This is a genomic window from Leclercia sp. UBA7405, assembly GCF_037152215.1.
Lineage (GTDB): Bacteria > Pseudomonadota > Gammaproteobacteria > Enterobacterales > Enterobacteriaceae > Enterobacter > Enterobacter pneumoniae.
The window spans coordinates 1921169-1940275 of the sequence record NZ_JBBCMR010000001.1; the positions used below are offsets into that span (position 1 = coordinate 1921169).

At 54.0% G+C, this 19107-nt stretch carries 21 protein-coding genes, 3 tRNA genes and 1 pseudogene; 9 read left to right on the top strand and 16 right to left on the bottom strand.

The window, feature by feature from the left end:
- The first annotated feature begins 56 nt into the window (after positions 1-56).
- On the top strand, positions 57-554 hold the full coding sequence (gene ftnA / locus WFN75_RS09390) for a non-heme ferritin (RefSeq protein WP_336996061.1): 498 nt from the start codon (positions 57-59) through the stop codon (positions 552-554).
- A gap of 38 nt (positions 555-592) precedes the next feature.
- Here ftnA and WFN75_RS09395 read toward each other — a convergent pair whose 3' ends face one another.
- Together WFN75_RS09395 and WFN75_RS09400 are read right to left on the bottom strand one after the other, a co-directional pair.
- Positions 593-832, bottom strand: a complete 240-nt coding sequence (locus WFN75_RS09395; RefSeq protein WP_336996062.1) for a YecH family metal-binding protein — start codon at positions 830-832, stop codon at positions 593-595.
- A gap of 66 nt (positions 833-898) precedes the next feature.
- A complete protein-coding gene (locus WFN75_RS09400; protein WP_046885071.1) occupies positions 899-1240 on the bottom strand; it encodes a hypothetical protein in 342 nt (113 codons plus the stop codon).
- A gap of 249 nt (positions 1241-1489) precedes the next feature.
- Here WFN75_RS09400 and tyrP point away from each other — a divergent pair, with 249 nt between their 5' ends.
- Positions 1490-2701 carry a tyrosine transporter TyrP gene (gene tyrP, locus WFN75_RS09405; RefSeq protein WP_336996063.1) on the top strand — a complete coding sequence of 404 codons (1212 nt, stop codon included), beginning with the start codon at positions 1490-1492 and terminating at the stop codon, positions 2699-2701.
- A gap of 33 nt (positions 2702-2734) precedes the next feature.
- Here the strand turns inward: tyrP and WFN75_RS09410 are convergent, their stop codons facing one another.
- Positions 2735-3403 carry a YecA/YgfB family protein gene (locus WFN75_RS09410; RefSeq protein ID WP_336996064.1) on the bottom strand — a complete coding sequence of 223 codons (669 nt, stop codon included), beginning with the start codon at positions 3401-3403 and terminating at the stop codon, positions 2735-2737.
- Positions 3404-3827: 424 nt separating this feature from the next.
- Here WFN75_RS09410 and WFN75_RS09415 point away from each other — a divergent pair, with 424 nt between their 5' ends.
- The 5 genes from WFN75_RS09415 to WFN75_RS09435 all read left to right on the top strand — a co-directional run bounded on the left by WFN75_RS09415 (position 3828) and on the right by WFN75_RS09435 (position 8828).
- The gene (locus WFN75_RS09415) at positions 3828-4949 is read left to right on the top strand and encodes a branched-chain amino acid ABC transporter substrate-binding protein (protein ID WP_336996065.1); all 1122 of its coding nucleotides are present in this window, start codon (positions 3828-3830) and stop codon (positions 4947-4949) included.
- A 97-nt stretch (positions 4950-5046) separates the two neighbouring features.
- Entirely contained in the window at positions 5047-5961 is a 915-nt protein-coding gene (locus WFN75_RS09420; RefSeq protein WP_336996246.1) for an ABC transporter permease subunit, read from the top strand.
- Positions 5962-5971: 10 nt separating this feature from the next.
- A complete protein-coding gene (gene livM, locus WFN75_RS09425) occupies positions 5972-7243 on the top strand; it encodes a high-affinity branched-chain amino acid ABC transporter permease LivM (protein ID WP_040075058.1) in 1272 nt (423 codons plus the stop codon).
- Positions 7240-8115 carry an ABC transporter ATP-binding protein gene (locus WFN75_RS09430; protein WP_212475572.1) on the top strand — a complete coding sequence of 292 codons (876 nt, stop codon included), beginning with the start codon at positions 7240-7242 and terminating at the stop codon, positions 8113-8115. Before livM ends, WFN75_RS09430 begins: the two co-directional genes overlap by 4 nt.
- Positions 8112-8828: an ABC transporter ATP-binding protein gene (locus WFN75_RS09435; protein WP_336996066.1), complete on the top strand. Its 717-nt coding sequence runs from the start codon at positions 8112-8114 to the stop codon at positions 8826-8828. The genes WFN75_RS09430 and WFN75_RS09435 overlap by 4 nt, the downstream gene beginning before the upstream one ends.
- Before the next feature lie 71 nt (positions 8829-8899).
- Here the strand turns inward: WFN75_RS09435 and WFN75_RS09440 are convergent.
- The 6 genes from WFN75_RS09440 to uvrY form a co-directional block, all read right to left on the bottom strand.
- Positions 8900-8986, bottom strand: a tRNA-Leu gene (locus WFN75_RS09440).
- Positions 8987-8998: 12 nt separating this feature from the next.
- Positions 8999-9072: transfer RNA gene (locus WFN75_RS09445), tRNA-Cys, on the bottom strand.
- A gap of 50 nt (positions 9073-9122) precedes the next feature.
- A tRNA-Gly gene (locus WFN75_RS09450) sits at positions 9123-9198 on the bottom strand.
- Between the two features lie 151 nt (positions 9199-9349).
- Positions 9350-9898, bottom strand: a complete 549-nt coding sequence (pgsA, locus tag WFN75_RS09455) for a CDP-diacylglycerol--glycerol-3-phosphate 3-phosphatidyltransferase (RefSeq protein ID WP_040075055.1) — start codon at positions 9896-9898, stop codon at positions 9350-9352.
- 56 nt (positions 9899-9954) lie between these two features.
- Positions 9955-11787: an excinuclease ABC subunit UvrC gene (gene uvrC / locus WFN75_RS09460; protein WP_040075054.1), complete on the bottom strand. Its 1833-nt coding sequence runs from the start codon at positions 11785-11787 to the stop codon at positions 9955-9957.
- Entirely contained in the window at positions 11784-12440 is a 657-nt protein-coding gene (gene uvrY / locus WFN75_RS09465; RefSeq protein ID WP_040075052.1) for a UvrY/SirA/GacA family response regulator transcription factor, read from the bottom strand. Before uvrY ends, uvrC begins: the two co-directional genes overlap by 4 nt.
- 360 nt (positions 12441-12800) lie before the next feature.
- Here uvrY and WFN75_RS22655 point away from each other — a divergent pair.
- Positions 12801-12872: pseudogene (locus WFN75_RS22655) on the top strand (hypothetical protein); the annotation flags it as partial.
- A 35-nt stretch (positions 12873-12907) separates the two neighbouring features.
- Entirely contained in the window at positions 12908-13132 is a 225-nt protein-coding gene (locus tag WFN75_RS09470; protein WP_040075051.1) for a DUF2594 family protein, read from the top strand.
- Between the two features lie 68 nt (positions 13133-13200).
- On the opposite strand, the gene sdiA is transcribed toward WFN75_RS09470, so the two are convergent.
- The 7 genes from sdiA to fliA all read right to left on the bottom strand — a co-directional run bounded on the left by sdiA (position 13201) and on the right by fliA (position 18889).
- Positions 13201-13923, bottom strand: a complete 723-nt coding sequence (gene sdiA, locus WFN75_RS09475; RefSeq protein ID WP_336996067.1) for a transcriptional regulator SdiA — start codon at positions 13921-13923, stop codon at positions 13201-13203.
- 222 nt (positions 13924-14145) lie between these two features.
- A complete protein-coding gene (gene tcyN / locus WFN75_RS09480; protein WP_336996068.1) occupies positions 14146-14898 on the bottom strand; it encodes an L-cystine ABC transporter ATP-binding protein TcyN in 753 nt (250 codons plus the stop codon).
- Positions 14895-15563 (bottom strand): cystine ABC transporter permease, encoded by a 669-nt coding sequence (gene tcyL / locus WFN75_RS09485; RefSeq protein ID WP_046884874.1) that lies wholly within the window; start codon positions 15561-15563, stop codon positions 14895-14897. Before tcyL ends, tcyN begins: the two co-directional genes overlap by 4 nt.
- Positions 15564-15583: 20 nt before the next feature.
- A complete protein-coding gene (gene dcyD / locus WFN75_RS09490) occupies positions 15584-16570 on the bottom strand; it encodes a D-cysteine desulfhydrase (protein WP_046884873.1) in 987 nt (328 codons plus the stop codon).
- 104 nt (positions 16571-16674) lie between these two features.
- Positions 16675-17475 (bottom strand): cystine ABC transporter substrate-binding protein, encoded by an 801-nt coding sequence (gene tcyJ / locus WFN75_RS09495; RefSeq protein ID WP_046884872.1) that lies wholly within the window; start codon positions 17473-17475, stop codon positions 16675-16677.
- An 87-nt stretch (positions 17476-17562) separates the two neighbouring features.
- Positions 17563-18114: a flagella biosynthesis regulatory protein FliZ gene (fliZ, locus tag WFN75_RS09500; RefSeq protein WP_046884871.1), complete on the bottom strand. Its 552-nt coding sequence runs from the start codon at positions 18112-18114 to the stop codon at positions 17563-17565.
- Between the two features lie 55 nt (positions 18115-18169).
- Positions 18170-18889 carry an RNA polymerase sigma factor FliA gene (gene fliA, locus WFN75_RS09505; RefSeq protein ID WP_286809254.1) on the bottom strand — a complete coding sequence of 240 codons (720 nt, stop codon included), beginning with the start codon at positions 18887-18889 and terminating at the stop codon, positions 18170-18172.
- Positions 18890-19107 lie beyond the last annotated feature (218 nt).

A 19107-nucleotide genomic window follows, 5' to 3' on the forward strand; every position in this document is an offset into this window, starting at 1 on the left:
TAAAAAATTATAGTGGCGTTCGCGTTGACCAATGAATAATAAAACGGAGCGACACCATGCTTAAACCTGAAATGATCGACAAGCTGAATGAGCAAATGAATCTGGAGCTTTTCTCCTCTCTGCTTTATCAACAGATGAGCGCCTGGTGTAGTTACCATAGCTTTGAAGGCGCTGCGGCTTTCCTGCGCCGCCACGCTCAGGAAGAGATGACGCACATGCAGCGCCTGTTCGATTACCTGACCGATACCGGCAGCCTGCCGCGCATCGCACCGGTCGCCTCGCCCGTCGCTGAATATGGCTCATTGGATGAATTGTTCCGTGCCACCTATGAACACGAGCAGCTGATCACCCAAAAAATTAATGAGCTGGTTCACTCTGCTATGATCGGCCAGGATTATCCCACCTTTAATTTCCTGCAGTGGTATGTCGCGGAACAACACGAAGAAGAGAAACTGTTTAAATCTATTCTCGATAAACTGTCGCTGGCGGGTAAATCGGGCGAAGGTCTGTACTTTATTGATAAAGAGCTGGCAACGCTCGACGCACAGAAATAATTATTCCGCGGCGCCTTCAATGGGCGCCGTTATTATTTTCAGTGTTTACATATCTTACTTTCGTCTATTGTGAACCCCGCCTCCTGCGGAATAAATTTCCCTTTCTCGGCCAGAAAGGCCACCAGCTCTGCCGTGGTCATCTGCGCGGCTGAACAGGTGTGAAAACGAGCCTCATCACCAAAACGCGCGATTATGGCCGCCACCAGGCTCTGCCGGGTGTAGCGCTCGCCGGATGCTATCATCATGGTTAATACTTCGTGACCGTGTACCGATGCCATAAACCCTCCAGATTAAAGCCGCAGCCTACCCGTTTCGCCCTACGCTTGCCTTGCGCTGGCGCAGGTTTACATGCAGCCTGCACAGCTGGTGCAGCGCCAGTCATGGCGATTCACGGCCTGATAAAACTGGCGGTATGAGCGGCTTTCCAGCGGTATGCCCTGGTCGTAAAAGAGGTCGGTTAGCCACTCCACGTTTGCAATGATCCACTCATCTTCTTCCAGACCCTGCGCAAAGGTCTCGTCCTCCGGATCAATGATGGAGTAGATACCCCAGGTCCCCATCTCTTTTTCGCGTCGCGATTCGGGCAACGTCAGAGGCTGCCCTTGCCAGAGGATGGTCCAGTGTCCGTGACAGAGCAAATTACCTGAGCGACTCCAGGATGCCTGAAATGGGTTGCTGTCCGTCATCACTACCTCATTTTTTGATTATTTGCGGGATTTGTTTACGTTACGCCCGATTGTGCCGGGAAAACATTGTCCTTATGAAGTAGATGGATTTACCAAATTTGTTGGGCAAATGTCCGGAAAGCATGTCTAGCGAGTTTTTCCGTAAAGAAATAATTACAGAGCATGTAACGCCGGTTTGACGAGGCGGCACTTTTCCCTTACTCTGCGCCGCAGATTGGTTCGCGGTATGGCAATGCTGTAGAGGAAAGAGTGAAAAACAGAACGCTGGGAAGTATTTTTATCGTCGCCGGAACGACGATTGGCGCAGGAATGCTGGCAATGCCGCTGGCGGCTGCAGGGATCGGTTTTGGCGTTACGCTGGCGTTACTGGGCGGGTTATGGGCGCTAATGTGTTACACCGCCTTGTTGCTGCTGGAAGTGTATCAACACGTTCCTGCCGATACCGGCCTGGGTTCGCTGGCGGGTCGCTATCTTGGCCGCTATGGTCAATGGCTTACCGGCTTTAGCATGATGTTCCTGATGTATGCCCTGACGGCGGCCTACGTGAGCGGCGCCGGCGAGCTGATTGCCTCCAGCATTAACGACTGGTTCGGTGCGGATATCGCCCCCTCTACCGGCGTGATCTTCTTTACGCTGATTGGCGGCGCGGTGGTCTGCGTGGGTACCGCCCTGGTGGATCTCTTTAACCGCTTCCTTTTTACCGCCAAAATTATCTTCCTGGTGGTCATGCTTGGCTTACTGGCGCCGCACATTCATCAGGTCAACCTGCTCACGTTACCGCTGGAAAAGGGGCTAGCGCTTTCGGCTATCCCGGTTATTTTTACCTCATTTGGCTTCCATGGTAGCGTACCCAGCATTGTCAGTTACATGAATGGCAACGTACGTAAGCTGCGCTGGATTTTTATCACCGGTAGCGCGATTCCGCTGATTGCCTATATTTTCTGGCAGCTGGTCACGCTGGGCAGTATTAACGCGCCTACCTTTATGGGGCTGATGGCCAACCATTCGGGGTTGAACGGTTTCCTGCAGGCACTGCGGGAAGTGGTTGCCTCACCGCACGTGGAACTGGCCGTGCATCTGTTTGCCGATCTGGCGCTGGCAACCTCGTTCCTGGGGGTGGCGCTGGGGCTGTTTGATTACCTTGCCGATCTGTTCCAGCGTAGCCGGTCCGCTGCCGGGCGGATACAGACCGGGGTCATCACTTTCCTGCCGCCGCTGGCGTTCGCCCTCTTCTATCCGCGCGGATTTGTTATGGCGCTGGGGTATGCCGGCGTCGCGCTGGCGGTGCTCGCCCTACTGCTTCCGTCGATGCTGGCATGGCAGAGCCGCAAACAACACGCTGCTGGAGGGTACCGGGTGCCAGGCGGGAAACCGGCGCTCTGTCTGGTCTTTGCCTGCGGGGTTGGCATTATTCTGGTGCAGCTGGCTATTGCTGCCGGGCTGTTACCGGAACCCGGATAAAATAAAAGGGCTCATTGTGATGAGCCCTCTTTATTAATGTAAGCAGCAGCTTTTAAACTTCTTACCGCTGCCACACGGACAGGGATCGTTACGCCCGACTTTGGTGCCATTAATCACCGGCTGCTGGCTTACTGGCTGCTGCGGATTCGCTGCCCAGTACGCATACAGACGCAGCGCCGCCGGGCGAATCTGCGCTACGCTTTCGTGGAACGCCTCTTCGGTCATCTCATCCAGACGGGAGAAGTTCTCTTCTGAGCCGTGCAGAGCAATAAGATCCAGATCGGCTTTCAGCTTTTCTGGCAGGGTTGACCAGTCGGTGAGTGCCACGCCGCGCATATAGCCGAAGCACCACTCTTCCACCACGGTGTACTCCTGCCCATCCATCTCGTTAAAACCAAACATCGGCTCAAACTGATCCGGATAGTCGCTCAGGCGTTCGGCAATGTCGTTCATGTGCTTGAAGCTGAGGTTAATGAAACGGTTCATTTCGCGCTCATTTTTCCAGCGTGGAATGTTCTTCTCACCGCCCCATACGGCCACCAGCCAGCGATCCGGTTCAACCACTACCGGGCCGGAGAGCACGGCAGTCAGCATACCGTCGAGCTCTGAGACGTCCATAATCGATTCGTCGTCATGACCATAAGCCATTAACGTCTCTTCCAGCCACTCCATTTCGGATGCATTTAATGGGCCTTCGGACATGATTGCGCTACTCCTGAATAAAAATGTATTCCCTCGATCGTAACACATAACGCCCCACTACGGGCGCACGACCTTGCCTGGCTAACAGGGCCCCAAATCGTGACCGTTGCACAACTTACGGGCATTCATGTTAATGGGATGTGATCCCCGCTGGAATTTCACCTCGCCGCCTCAGGCGGCGTAAAACGGCGCTCTATACTCAGAATTGTCGGAACCCAGACGATGGGTTTACGACCTGGCAACAATTTTGCTTATTTTTTCCTCGCGGCGATCTCGCCTCAGGAAACCTCGCCGTCATAAGCAGAGCCTTGCTGGTCTGTCGTTCAGAGCTTTGTGTTCTCATTAATGTGTTGGTATTGGGTGCGCCATCCGGCGTTCGGCTACACAGGGTTGCGCAAAAACCGCTCAGAAAAGGTACATCATAATGTCGCTGAAACTAATCAGAAGTCCTCTTTCGCTGGTGTTGGCAGGTTGTCTGGTGACGGCATTTTCCGCCCAGGCAGATATCGTTATCGGTGTGGCCGGGCCCTTTACCGGCCCGAACGCAACCTATGGCGACCAATACTGGCACGGCGCAACCCAGGCCGCCGAAGATATCAATGCCGCAGGGGGGATCAACGGCGAGAAGATTAAGCTGGTACAGGGGGATGATGCCTGTGAACCCAAACAGGCCGTTGCCGTAGCTAACCGCCTCGTTGATCAGGATGAAGTGAAGGCCGTGGTCGGCCATTTCTGCTCTTCATCGACCATGCCGGCCTCCGAGGTATATAGCGATGCCGGCGTCATCGCCATCACCCCCGGCTCTACCAACCCACTCATAACTGAACGCGGCATGAGCGATATGTTCCGCATGTGCGGGCGCGATGACCAGCAGGGTCAGGTGGCGAGTGACTTCATCATCGATAAGTTGAAAGCCAAACGCGTGGTGATCATTCACGACAAAGATACCTACGGACAGGGGCTGGCGGATGCGACAAAGGCCGCGCTGGCGAAACGCGGCGTGAAGGATGTGATGTACGAAGGGCTGTCGCGCGGTGAGAAAGATTTCAACGCGCTGGTCACCAAAATTGGCGCGCAAAAGCCAGACGTTGTCTTCTTTGGCGGCTGTCATCCTGAGGCCGGGCCGCTGGTGCGCCAGATGCGCGAGCAAGGGGTTCAGGCCAAATTCTTCTCCGGCGACTGTATTGTGAATGAGGAGATGGTTACCGCTGCCGGTGGCGCGCAGTATACCAATGGCATCTATATGACCTTTGGCAAAGATCCGCGTCTTATTCCGGATGGCAAAGCGGTTATCGAGAAGTTCCGTACCGCCAAATTTGAACCTGAGGGATACACCCTCTACGCCTATGCCTCTATTCAGGCCATTGCCGCCGCCTTTAAGGCCAGCGGTGGTCCCGACTCGGCCAAAGCCAGCGCCTGGCTGAAAGCGAACCCAGTGGAAACGGTCATGGGTAAAAAGGCCTGGGACGAGAAAGGCGACCTGAAGGTCTCTGACTACGTGGTCTACCAGTGGGACGATAAAGGCAAATACCAGGAAGTGCCGTAACGGGACGGCGTCACGCTCATCGTCGGCAGGAACCTCTGCCGACGCACGATAACCAGAGGGCCGCACTCCCTGCGGCCTGATACACGAGCGCGCGATGATGAGTACATTCTTTTTGCAACAGCTGGTCAATGGCCTGACGCTGGGTTCGGTCTACGGATTAATCGCCATCGGCTATACCATGGTTTACGGCATTATCGGCATGATCAACTTCGCCCACGGCGAGGTGTATATGATCTCCGCCTATCTGTGCGCTATCGGTCTCGCCCTCCTCGCCTTCTTTGGGCTGGAGTCCTTTCCTTTGTTGATCCTCGGCACGCTGGTTTTCACCATTGTGGTCACGGGGGTATATGGCTGGACCATCGAACGCATTGCCTATAAGCCGCTACGTAACTCTACCCGGCTGGCCCCCCTGATCTCTGCCATCGGGATGTCATTGATCCTGCAAAACTATGCCCAGCTTAGCCAGGGGCCGCGCCAGCAAGGGGTCCCTACCCTGCTGGACGGGGTCCTGCGTTTCCATATTGGTGAAGGCTTTGTGCAGATCACCTATACCAAAGTGTTTATTTTGATCGCCTCGTTTGCCGGCATGGCGCTGTTAACCTGGATCATCGCCCATACCCGGCTGGGCCGGATGTGCCGGGCGGTGCAACAGGATCGTAAGATGGCCTCGATTTTGGGTATCAATACCGACCGCATCATATCGCTGGTGTTTGTGATTGGCGCCGCGATGGCCGGCCTGGCAGGGGTATTGATCACCATGAACTACGGCACCTTTGATTTCTATGCCGGCTTTGTGATTGGGATAAAAGCCTTCACCGCCGCCGTGCTGGGGGGGATTGGCTCGCTGCCCGGAGCGATGCTCGGCGGACTCATTCTTGGGATTGCCGAAGCACAGTTTTCAGGGATGGTGAACTCCGACTACAAAGATGTCTTCTCGTTTGGCTTGCTGGTGGTGATCCTGATTTTCCGTCCTCAGGGACTGCTCGGCCGCCCGGTTGTGGCTAAGGTGTGAGGGACGAACAATGGCTGATGATTTCTCACTGAAGCGCTGTCTGCTGGATAGCCTGCTGGCAGGTATGATTGCCCTGATTATTTTTGGCCCCATCGTCGGCGTGGTGCTGGATGGCTACAGCTTTAATTTTGAAGGACGGCGGCTGGCATGGATTGTGGCGACCGTGGTGCTGGGACGATTTTTACTGAGCGCTTTTCTGATGACCGCCGCCGGCAAGCGCCTGTTAGCGCGCTTCGACACCGATAACGCCGGGGTCTACGTTCGCCCGCCGGGGTATAAAAGCCGCCTGCGCTGGATAATCCCCCTGCTGCTGGCCCTGGCCCTCTGCTTTCCCTTTATCGCAACCAAGTACCTGCTGACGGTGGCGATCCTCGGGTTGATCTACGTCCTGTTGGGGCTGGGGCTGAACATTGTGGTCGGGCTGGCGGGACTACTGGACCTGGGCTACGTGGCATTTTACGCCATCGGCGCTTATGGCCTGGCGCTGGGGTATCAATATCTGGGTCTGGGATTCTGGACGATGCTGCCGCTGGCGGCACTGATGGCGGCCGCGGCCGGCGCGCTGCTCGGTTTCCCGGTACTGCGGATGCACGGTGACTATCTCGCCATCGTGACGCTCGGCTTCGGGGAGATTATCCGGCTTATCCTCAACAACTGGCTCAGCTTTACCGGCGGACCAAACGGTATATCTGCCCCGCCTCCGACCCTGTTTGGCCTGGAGTTCGGACGGCGTGCAAAGGATGGCGGCGTTCCATTTCACGAGTTTTTCCACCTCACCTATAACCCCAATCTGAAGTTCATCTTTATTTATGCCGTCCTCATACTGGTGGTGATGCTGGTTCTGTACGTCAAGCATCGGCTGACCCGCATGCCGATTGGCCGGGCGTGGGAAGCGCTGCGCGAAGATGAGGTGGCCTGCCGCGCGATGGGGTTGAATCACGTGCTGGTGAAATTGTCTGCCTTTACGCTCGGCGCTTCGACTGCCGGGATCGCAGGGGTGTTTTTCGCCACCTATCAGGGTTTCGTCAACCCCACCTCCTTTACCTTCTTTGAGTCGGCCCTGATTCTTGCCATTGTTGTGCTGGGTGGGATGGGATCGACGCTGGGTGTGGTGCTGGCGGCATTTGTTCTGACCGTCACCCCTGAACTGCTGCGCAGCTTCGCCGAATATCGCGTCTTGCTGTTTGGCATGCTGATGGTGGTGATGATGATCTGGCGGCCACGGGGCCTGATTCGCATCAACCGCAGCGGTTACGCCCCGCGCAAGGGAGTAGCACCATGAACGGAACCATACTGAGCGTGGAGCACCTAATGATGCACTTTGGTGGTATCAAGGCGCTTAATGACGTGAATCTCGAGGTGCAGCGCGGATCCATTACCGCGCTTATCGGCCCCAACGGCGCCGGAAAAACCACCGTGTTTAACTGCCTCACCGGTTTTTATAAAGCGTCGGGCGGGAGCATTCTCTTTCATACCCGGCAGAGATCCACCAATGTGATTCAGGTGCTGGGGCAGAAGTTCCAGCCCGGCGACTGGATCAACCCGGCCCAGCTGGGGCAACGGCTGTTCTTTAAAATGTTTGGGGGTACCCATCTGGTCAACCGCGCCGGACTGGCGCGTACCTTTCAAAATATCCGTCTGTTTCGGGAAATGTCAGTGGTAGAGAACCTGCTGGTCGCGCAGCATATGCGCGTTAACCGCAATCTTCTGGCGGGGGTGCTCAATACCCCTGCTTACCGCCGGGCAGAGAGCCAGGCGCTGGACCGGGCCTTTTACTGGCTGGAGGTGGTGGATTTGGTGGATTGCGCTAACCGGCTGGCGGGTGAGATGTCTTACGGCCAGCAACGGCGGCTGGAGATCGCGCGCGCCATGTGCACCGGCCCGGAACTCATCTGTCTGGATGAACCCGCTGCCGGGTTAAACCCGGTGGAAACCCGTGCGCTGAGTAAAATCATTCGCTTTTTACGCGACCATCACCACATTACGGTCCTGTTGATTGAGCATGATATGGGGATGGTGATGGAAATCTCCGATCATATTATTGTTCTGGACCATGGAGATGTGATTGCCCAGGGGAAACCTGACCAGATACAGCATGATGAGAAAGTGATTGCTGCGTATCTGGGTACCGATGAATCCGAGGTGAATCTATGAGTCTGCCGATGCTGGAATTTCGGGAAGTCGACGTTTTCTACGGCGCGATTCAGGCGTTAAGGCAGGTGTCGCTGCAGGTTAATGCGGGGGAGACCGTGGCGCTGATAGGCGCTAACGGCGCCGGGAAGTCGACGCTGTTGATGTCCATCTTTGGCCAGCCACGCATTCGTCAGGGGCAGATCCTCTTTTGTGGCGAGGATATCAGCCATAAATCTACACACTACGTTGCGTCGGGCGGCATCGCTCAGGCACCGGAAGGACGGCGGATCTTTCCGGATATGACCGTTGAAGAGAACCTGCTGATAGGCACCATTCCGGTGGGGAATCAGTATGCGGCCGAGGATCTGCAAAGCATGTTTGACCTCTTCCCGCGCCTGAAAGAGCGGCGTAAACAGCGGGCGATGACCATGTCCGGCGGCGAACAGCAGATGCTGGCCATCGCCCGGGCGTTAATGAGTCGCCCCAAATTATTGCTGCTGGACGAGCCCAGCCTCGGCCTCGCCCCTATCGTGGTGAAACAGATATTCCAGACGCTGCGCGAGCTGGCCCGCAACGGGATGACAATCTTCCTGGTTGAACAGAATGCGCACCATGCCCTGAAGTTGTCCGATCGCGGCTATGTAATGGTTAACGGGCAGATTCGCCTGAGCGGCAGCGGTGAGGCGCTGTTAGGGGACCCGGAGGTGAGAAAAGCGTATCTGGGTGGGGTGTAACAAAAACAAAAAAACCACCCGGAGGTGGTTTCACGACACTGCTTATTGCTTTGATTATTCTTTGTATCCCATGGTACCCGGAGCGAGACTTGAACTCGCACAGCGCGAACGCCGAGGGATTTTAAATCCCTTGTGTCTACCGATTCCACCATCCGGGCTCGGGAAGAAAGTGGAGGCGCGTTCCGGAGTCGAACCGGACTAGACGGATTTGCAATCCGCTACATAACCGCTTTGCTAACGCGCCTTAAATCTTCTGTCTTTCGATGGCATCCGCAACTGCCGATGCACTTAATTTGGAGCGGGAAACGAGACTCGAACTCGCGACCCCGACCTTGGCAAGGTCGTGCTCTACCAACTGAGCTATTCCCGCAATCATCAAGTCATTCGCTAATCACTTGATTTTGCTATCGACTGGCTGGCTGTGCCGCCGTTCGATGCGTTGCATTCTACTTATATGACGTTTTGAGTCAACGTTAATTTTCGTCAGTATTGTTCGTTTGCTGAAAATTACGGCGAAACGATCACTGTTCAAGCAAATCGCCACGTGCGGCGTTCAAATACTGCAACATAGACCAGAGCGTGAGCACCGCTGCCACCCACAGCAGACCGATACCGGCCCACTCTACCCAGGCGTTCGGACGCCACAGCATCCAGACCAGCGAGGCCATTTGCGCAGTGGTTTTCACTTTGCCAATCCAGGAGACCGCCACGCTGCTGCGCTTGCCCATCTCAGCCATCCACTCACGCAACGCCGAGATGATAATCTCGCGGGCAATCATGGTTGCGGCTGGCAAGGTCACCCACCAGCTGTGATAGTGCTCGGCGACCAGCACCATTGCAATGGCGACCATCACTTTATCAGCCACCGGGTCAAGGAACGCGCCGAAGCGGGTGCTCTGATTCCAGCGGCGCGCCAGATAGCCGTCAAACCAGTCGGTGACGGCGGCGACAAGAAAAATAAGTGCACATGCGAATGGCGCCCAAATGAAGGGCAGGTAAAACGCCACTACAAAGAACGGGATAAGTACGACACGAAAAAGCGTGAGTAGCGTTGGAATATTTAATCGCATAGTGACGGTAACTGTTTGTTGGCAGTAAATATTAGCTCTATGTTGCTACATAGCCCTCAATGTTTCAACGAGTAGTAGATCTTTTCTGCCAACGCTTGCGAAATACCCGGCACTTTTGCAATTTCCTCAACGCTGGCGTTGAGTAAACCTTGCAATCCGCCCATATATTTCAACAACATCTGGCGACGTTTTGGCCCAACGCCTTCAATGGTCTCCAGCGTACTGGTATTTTTGACCTTCGCCCGCTTTTTACGGTGACCACCGATCGCATGATCGTGCGACTCATCGCGAATGTGCTGGATGACGTGCAGCGCCGGTGAGTCCGGCGGCAAGCTGAATCCCTCCCCTTCCGGCTCCAGGAATAGCGTCTCCAGGCCCGCCTTACGATCGGTACCTTTGGCGACACCCAGCAGCAGAGGATGATGCTTATCCCAGCTGACGTCCAGTTCGGCAAACACCGTTTTCGCCTGGCCTAGCTGCCCCTTGCCACCGTCAATCAGGATAACATCGGGGATCTTGCTCTCTTCAATCGCTTTGCCGTAGCGGCGGCGCAGGACCTGATTCATTGCAGCGTAATCATCACCCGGAGTGATGCCGGTAATATTGTAGCGGCGATATTCTGCGCGCAGAGGGCCGTTGGCATCAAAGACCACACAGGATGCGACGGTCTGCTCGCCCATGGTGTGGCTGATGTCGAAACACTCCATGCGTTTCACTTCCGGCAATTTTAACACCGTCGCCAGCGCGGCAAGACGCTGATGAACTGTAGATTGCTGTGACAGTTTGGTGGTCAGCGCCGTGGCCGCGTTGGTTCGCGCCAGCTTTAGATAACGGGCCCGATCGCCGCGTGGACGGGTCTGCACATTTACGCGACGCCCGGCCAGCTCAGAGAGCGACTCTGCTAACAGCGTTTTATCGGTAAGGTTGAAATCGAGCAAGATTTCCGAGGGGAGCGTACGCATCTGGCTTCCCTGCAGATAGAACTGCCCGACAAAGGTTTCGACCACTTCACCCAGCTCGGTGCCACCCGGTACTTTTGGGAAGTAACTCCGGCTGCCCAGCACTTTACCCTGACGAATAAACAGCACGTGGACGCAGGCCATGCCCGCATCAAACGACACGCCAATCACATCCAGATCGTCACCATTATTGGAGACGAACTGCTTCTCTGTGACCCGGCGCACGGCCTGAATCTGATCGCGAATTCGCCCTGCCTCTTCGAAGGCCAGCGCCTGGCTCGCTTTTTCCATCCGCTCAATAAGCTGCGTGAGCACCTGGTCATCTTTACCGGCCAGGAACAGCCGCACGTACTCCACCTGCTGCGCATACTCCTCTTCGCTGACCAGCCCGGCGACGCAGGGCCCCAGGCAGCGGCCGATCTGATATTGCAGACACGGGCGCGAGCGGTTGCGGTAGACGCTGTTTTCGCACTGGCGAACCGGGAAGATTTTTTGCAGCAAGGCGAGCGTTTCACGCACTGCGTAACCATTCGGGAACGGACCGAAATACTCCCCTTTCGCATGCTTTGCACCGCGGTGCATTGCCAGGCGCGGGTGGGTGTCGCCGCTGAGGAAAATAAACGGATAGGATTTGTCGTCGCGCAGCAGTACGTTGTAGCGAGGTTGATAGAGCTTGATGTAGTTATGTTCAAGCAGCAGCGCTTCCGTCTCCGTATGGGTGACGGTTACGTCAATTTGCTGGATTTGCGCGACGAGCGCTTCCGTTTTACGGGACGCAAGATTGCTGCGGAAATAGCTGGAAAGACGCTTTTTAAGGTCCTTCGCTTTACCGACATAGATAACCGTACCGCCAGCATCGTACATCCGGTAAACACCGGGCTGGCTGGTCACGGTTTTCAGAAATGCACTGGATTCAAACACATCACTCACTGACTGGTTAAGGTCTCTGCATTACACAGACCATGGCGAATGGCCAGATGAGTGAGTTCGACATCACCATGAATGTTCAGTTTACTGAACATACGATAGCGGTAGCTGTTCACCGTTTTCGGGCTGAGATTAAGCTGCTCGGAAATCTCATTCACCTTCTGGCCTTTGGTTATCATCAGCATAATCTGCAATTCGCGCTCAGACAAACTGGCAAAGGGTGATTCGGTCTTTTCTGGCTCAATCTGGCTAAGCGCCATCTGTTGCGCAATGTCAGAGGCGATATAGCGCTGTCCGGCGTGAACAGAGCGAATGGCGTTGACCACCTCTTGCGGCGCAGCGCCTTTGCTTAAATAACCTGCAGCACCTGCCTGCATAACACGCGCAGGAAGGGGGTTCTCGGTATGCACCGTCAGCATAATGACTTTGGTGTCTACAAAGGCGCGGGCGATTTTTCGGGTTGCTTCAAGCCCACCGATCCCAGGCATATTCATATCCATCAGGACAACATCGGCGGTATTGGCGCGGCACCATTTTACGGCGTCTTCACCGCAGCAGGCCTCACCGGCAACTTTAATACCCTTAATATCTTCCAGAATGCGTCGTATCCCTGCGCGCACCAGTTCGTGGTCATCAACAAGAAGGACGTTGATCAATGGAAAGTCTCCAGAATAGGGATAACGCTATGGAATGCTAATGCCGTATATATTACCGTTTTTTACCTCAACTTTAAAACGTTAAAAATGCAGATAAGCGATACCGAACAAATTTTTGGAAATTAACCTATACAGTAACTGGAAACGATAAGAAGGCGCTTCAACGCTTGTCGCTAAATTTTAGCTCCCTTTTTTCAGAAGGTTACAATTGTTCAGGCGGGGTTGCGTTCACCAATATAATTTTCAAATTTTTGTAACAATAATTAACTGCATTAAAACTGGCGGTATATGTTAATTGTCAGTAAAAGCAAGATGAAGTTTATGCTTATTGATTGTTTATTCAATTAAACCGCATGCCAAAAGTACAAAAAACAACCGCTGCATTTTTTTGTCAAGCTTGTGGTATACTCCGCCGCCTTAACTAAGGTCTAAGCGCGTATGCGCCGTTTTTATAATGAGGAAAATGAATGAGCACACCTGATTTCGCCACTGCGGAAAATAACCAGGAACTGGCGCAGGAAGTCTCCTGTCTGAAATCCCTTCTGACCCTGATGCTTCAGGCAATGGGCCAGGCTGATGCGGGTCGTGTGATCCTTAAGATGGAAAAGCAGATCGCGCAAATGGAAGACCAGGCTCAGGCCGACGTATTTTCCAGCACGGTTAAGCAAATTAAACAAGCTTACCGTCAGTAAAAACAAAAACGGCTGAACGCATTGCATTCAGCCGTTTTTTCGTCTGGCACGCAGAACGTCAGAACGCGTCAGATAATGCCCGTCGCCGCCGCATAACATGCTATCTGCGTTTTGTTTGGCGCATTGAACTTCTTCTGCATGTTCTTCTGATGGAAGTTCACCGTATTTTCAGAAATAGAGAGAATAATCGCTATTTCCGCTGAGGTTTTACCTTCCGCCGTCCATTTCAGAATCTCTTTCTCGCGCTTGCTGAATTTCATCTCAGGCGGCATCACCATTTCATGTTCCAGACGCAACAGCGTGGTCAGGGCCATCTGCACCAGCATTTGCAGACGCAACTCCAGCTCTTCTTTGCTGAACTTATTGATGCTTTGCACCGTGCTGGAGACGGACAGAAAACCGAGCGCATGATTCGGTAACATCAGGCACTGGGTAACTCCCTTGCGCAGCCCATGCTCCCGCGCGCCATCCCATAAGGGTTGCGCATCGGCAAACAACGCGTCGTTCCAGGGGAGGTGGCCGTGCACAAAATTCTCTGGTTTGAGTACCGGATCGATGGCGAAATAATTCTCCGCCTGATAATGCGATAACCATTGTGCCGGATAATTACTCTGCAATGAGAGTTTAGGCCGGGTAAACGGCACGGGATGACGGACACAAAGCGAAAAATAATCGAACTCTAGTGCCTGTGTTTGTCGCAGAAGTTCGGAATATACCTCATCGGCCGAAGTCATTTCCTGAAACCGAAGATAGCAATCCCGTCGCCATGTGAAAAAGTCTGAATCCTTCATACTTACGGAATGAAGCCCCTGTAAAAGATAATCATTATTATGGATTGATTAAACTAACACATAAATCTTATTTATATGTATAAAATATCGACCACAAGGGGAATTTGTACAGAATTTATGTGGTTACAGCAATTCAGACAGAATAAAACAATATATGTAAAGACTTTCAGGGGGAATTATTTGCTCCAGATAATGTTTCTGGAGCAAAAAAGAACAAAGATTCTACTGAAGAAGGAATTTTTCCAGGAACTGTCGGGTACGCGGCTGTTGCGGGTCGGCGAATAACGCTTTTGCCGGCCCTTGCTCAACAATACGCCCCTGATCCATAAAGATAGCCCGGTCCGCCACGTCACGGGCAAAGCTCATTTCATGGGTCACGATCACCAGCGTGCGCTTCTCCTGAGCCAGTTGACGGATGGTATTTAATACCTCCCCCACCAGCTCTGGGTCGAGTGCGGATGTGGGTTCATCAAACAGAATCACCTCCGGGCGCATTGCCAGCGCGCGGGCAATAGCCACGCGTTGCTGCTGCCCGCCGGAGAGACGGCGCGGATAACTGGTCTCTTTCCCTGATAGTCCCACCTTGGCCAGCAGTTCGCGGGCGCGGATTGTCGCCTCCTCTTTCGGCTCACCTTTTACGATAACCGGCCCTTCAATGATGTTCTCCAGCACCGTGCGATGAGGGAACAGATTGAAGCTCTGGAAGACGAAACCCACGTGCTGGCGCAGACGGCGAATTAGCCCCTTCTGTTGCCCCATGGGTTTACCGGTATCAATAGTGATATCCCCTACCCGGATGGTGCCGCCTTCTGGCTGCTCCAGCAGGTTTATGCTGCGCAGTAAGGTAGTTTTACCCGAGCCGCTGGGGCCGATAATGGCCACCACTTCGCCCTGCTGCACCTCCAGATCGATACCATGCAGCACCGTTTGACCGTGGAATTTTTTAACCAGGTTTTTGACTTCGATAGCACTCATTTCGGATCACGCTCCTGGCGGTTCAACTGGTTTTCAAAGTAATTTTGCAGCGCGGAGAGGACCGTCGCCATCACCCAGTAAATCAGCGAGGCCGCCAGATACATGGTGAATACCTCCAGCGTACGCGACGTAATCAGCTGCGCCTGACGGAACAGTTCCGGCACCTGAATCGTGGCCGCCAGCGACGTATCCTTCACCAGGCTAATAAAACTGTTGCTAAGCGGCGGTAATGCTACGCGCGCCGCCTGCGGTAGAATCGCCCTGCGCAGCGTCTGCCACGGCGTCATCCCGATACTGGCTGCGGCTTCCCACTGCCCTTTATCAATAGACGAAATGGCGGCACGGAGTGTTTCAGAGGTATACGCCGCCGTGTTAAGCGATAACCCAATCATGGCCGCCGGGATGGGATCCAGCTCAATACCAAACTGCGGGAGACCGTAATAGATCATAAACAGCTGGGCAATCAGCGGCGTGCCGCGGAAGACTGAGATGTAAAAACGCGCCAGCCAGCGCACCGGCAGAATCGATGACATGCGCATCAACGCCAGTATAAAGCCCAGCAGCAACCCAAAGAACATGCCGCCGATACTCAGTTGCAGCGTAAATACCGCCCCTTTGAGCAAGAAGGGCAAGGAGTCGATAACCAGTTGGATACTTTCTTGCATTCGAATTTTTCTACCCGCAGTTAAACATGAGGATGGTAGGCAAAAAGAGCCGGCGCTCCGCCAGTATGGACAAACAAAATAGGCCCTTCATCCTTAAAGCGTTTCTGGCTGATCCCATCGATAAGCCCTGCCATGGCTTTGCCCGTATAGACCGGGTCCAGCAGGATACCTTCCAGGCGCGCCAGCAGTTTGACGGCTTCCATCCCCTCATCATTCGGCGTGCCATAGCCTGGCGCAAAGTAGTCATCCCAGAGCGTGATGTCCGCGCTGGCCGTGACTTCCAGCGCTTGCGCCACCGCCTGTTGCAGCGTGACCACTTTCGGTTTTTGATCCGCAATGCTGCGCGAGACCGTCACGCCAATGAGCTCAACCTGCGGCATAAGCTGTTCCAGCCCTACCGCCAGCCCGGCATGCGTGCCCGCGCTGCCCGAGGCCACCACTACCGACGAAATCCCTACCGCACCTTCACACTGCTGGGCAATTTCCAGCGCGCTCTCCACATAGCCCAGCGCGCCCAGTGCGTTTGAGCCGCCAACGGGAATGACATAAGGTCGGAACCCCTGCGCTTCAACGCGGGTGGCCAGTTCATCAAGCTGCGTGACAGGGTCGTGCAGGGCATCGCACATTTCAATCTGCACATTAAACAGGTCGAGCAGCAGGCGGTTGCCGTTGGTGAGATAGTTTTCCGCACGGGTGCCAATCGGGTTTTCCAGCAAGGCCACACAGTGCAGTCCCAGCTTCGCGGCGACGGCCGCGGTCTGACGGACGTGGTTCGACTGAATAGCGCCGGCGGTGATGAGCGTATCGGCCCCCTCACGCAGGGCTTCAGCGGCCAGAAACTCCAGTTTGCGCAGCTTATTACCGCCCATTGCCATTGGAGTCACATCGTCCCGTTTGATCAGTATGTCGCGGCCCAGGTAATCCGATAAGCGAGGTAGATATTCGAGCGGCGTCGGTGCGCCAATAAATTCCAGACGCGGATAACGCGTTAAGTTTTGCAATGACATGGATTCCCCCGGCGGGTCTGTTTGATCTGTTATTATTTATTATGCACGTAGATCGGCAGGAAATAAAAAAGGCGCTGAATAAGCGCCTTTTTCTGAGCAAATACTTATTGGGTGACGTCTGCGCCGAACCACTTCTCAGAGAGTTTCTTCAGCGTGCCATCTTTCTGCATATCGGCAATCGCGCCATCGATGGCTTTCACGAGGTCTTCATTGTCTTTACGCACGGCAACACCGGATTCCTGACGGGAGAACGCGTCACCGGCCACTGCCAGGGTGTCTTTGGTTTTCTTCACCAGATCCAGCGCAGCAAGACGGTCAACAAGGATGGCGTCGATACGGCCTACGCGCAGATCCTGGTATTTAGTCGGGTCATCATCATAAGTGCGGATATCCACGCCCTGTACGTTCTGGCGCAGCCACTCTTCATAGTTAGTGCCCAGACCAACCCCCACTTTCTTGCCTTTCAGGTCGGCGGCGGTTTTGATGCTGCCTTCATTCCCTTTCTTCACCAGCGCCTGAATACCTGAGACGGTATAAGGCGTCGAGAAGTCATACTTCTTCTTACGCTCGTCAGAGATGGTGACCTGGTTTATCACCACGTCGATACGTTTAGAGTCCAGCGATGCCAGCATCCCGTCCCACTTGGTCGGCTTCAGCGAGGCTTTGACCCCGAGATGCTTCGCCAGCTCCTCGGCAAACTCCACTTCAAACCCGGTCAGTTTACCGTCGTCACCCTGGAAGCTAAACGGAGGATAAGTACCTTCCAGCCCAACCAACAGCGTACCGCGCTCTTTGACTTTATTTAACAGACCTTCGGCGGCGAAGGTTTTGACACTCATACCCGCAACCAGCGCCACGGCCATAACACCCATCAGCGCCTGACGACCCAGAAGTGCTAATTTCATAAGTACCCCGATATAGTGGAATTTTGACTGTAGTGTAGGGCGTTTGGCCCACAGGTCAAACACGACTGCGCTACATGTTATTCATTTTTAATATATATCAGAAGTTGTCTCGAGGAGGACTTTCTGCTTCTGCACCGCCGGCATTTGCGCCTTAAACTGTGCATATTTACGCAGCGCAATTCGGTAGTTGTTGGTGCTGGTGACGGGCAGCCACGGCTCCAGATTTTCATCCAGTAAACCGCTCTTCAGCAGATCGCGAGAAATCGCTTGTGTGGTCAGATGCTGGCCAAGACGACGCAGGCGCACGACATATTCGCGGACCGTGCCGTGGCTCATCTCGGTTTGCTCAAACAGGAACTGTTTGAAGCCGATGATATCAAAAAAGTCGCTCTGTTCTTTGCAGTGAAGATCGCCGCAGAAACGACATAACGCCACCCACTCTTTCTGCTCTTCTTGCCACGCGGCTTCGTCCATCAAAGTATCGAGGCGGGAAATCGCAATCTTGTTCACGATTTCACCGCGACGAACCAGCGTGATGCGGTCGAGCAATTTATGGCAATGGGCGCAATGCGTCTGGCTGTGTTTAAAGTCTTTCAGATAGCGGCTTAAAGGCCGTCTTTTAGATTGCTGCACCGTCATGATAACTCCTGGTTGTCAATACGTTGTGCGGCACTTTTCGGATGAAATGAATCACCTATAACTTACCCAGTTTGGTACGTAAGCGTTTAATGGCCTGACTGTGCAGCTGACTTACCCGTGACTCCCCGACTTCCAGTACCGCGCCAATCTCTTTGAGATTGAGCTCTTCCTGGTAATAGAGCGTCAACACCAATTGCTCACGTTCCGGTAAAGCTTCTATCGCTTCCATTACGCGCTGGCGTAAATTGCCTTCAAGTAATTGGTGTAACGGGTTTTCCTGCTGATGATCTTCAGTCACGAGCTCGATGCTATCGCCATGCTCTTCACGCCACTCGTCATAAGAGAAGAGTTGGCTATTATTGGTATCGAGCAACATCTGGCGATATTCGACAACAGCAATACCCAGACGCTCCGCCACTTCGGTTTCGGTTGCGTTACGTCCAAGCTCCTGTTCCAGCTGTCCCATCGCCTGCGCCACTTCGCGTGCGTTACGTCGGACGCTGCGCGGCACCCAGTCCCGGCTGCGCAGTTCGTCCAGCATCGCACCACGAATACGCTGTACTGCGTAAGTAGTAAATGCCGTTCCTTGCAGAGCGTCGTACCGGTCAACTGCATTCAATAACCCGATACCGCCCGCCTGTAGCAGATCGTCCAGTTCCACGCTCGCCGGCAACCGCACCTGTAGGCGCAATGCTTCGTGACGCACTAGTGGTACATAACGTTGCCACAGCGAGTGTTTATCCATTACACCTTCAGCGGTATAGAGTGAATTCACGATAAACAGCCCTGCGTTAATTGAGTTATCGGCATGATTATCCGATTCTGCAGGGCGTTCAATTGGATGAATAGTGGGTGAAATGAGGGGTTATTTAGGGGTTACGGGTCTCGCTCTGTATTCCTGGAAGTTATGGTAATAATATATTCAGGCAATCCAGCCTACACTCTGGGATACTCTTGGCACAGCACCTAAAACTCTCAGTGGGTTTTGCTTCA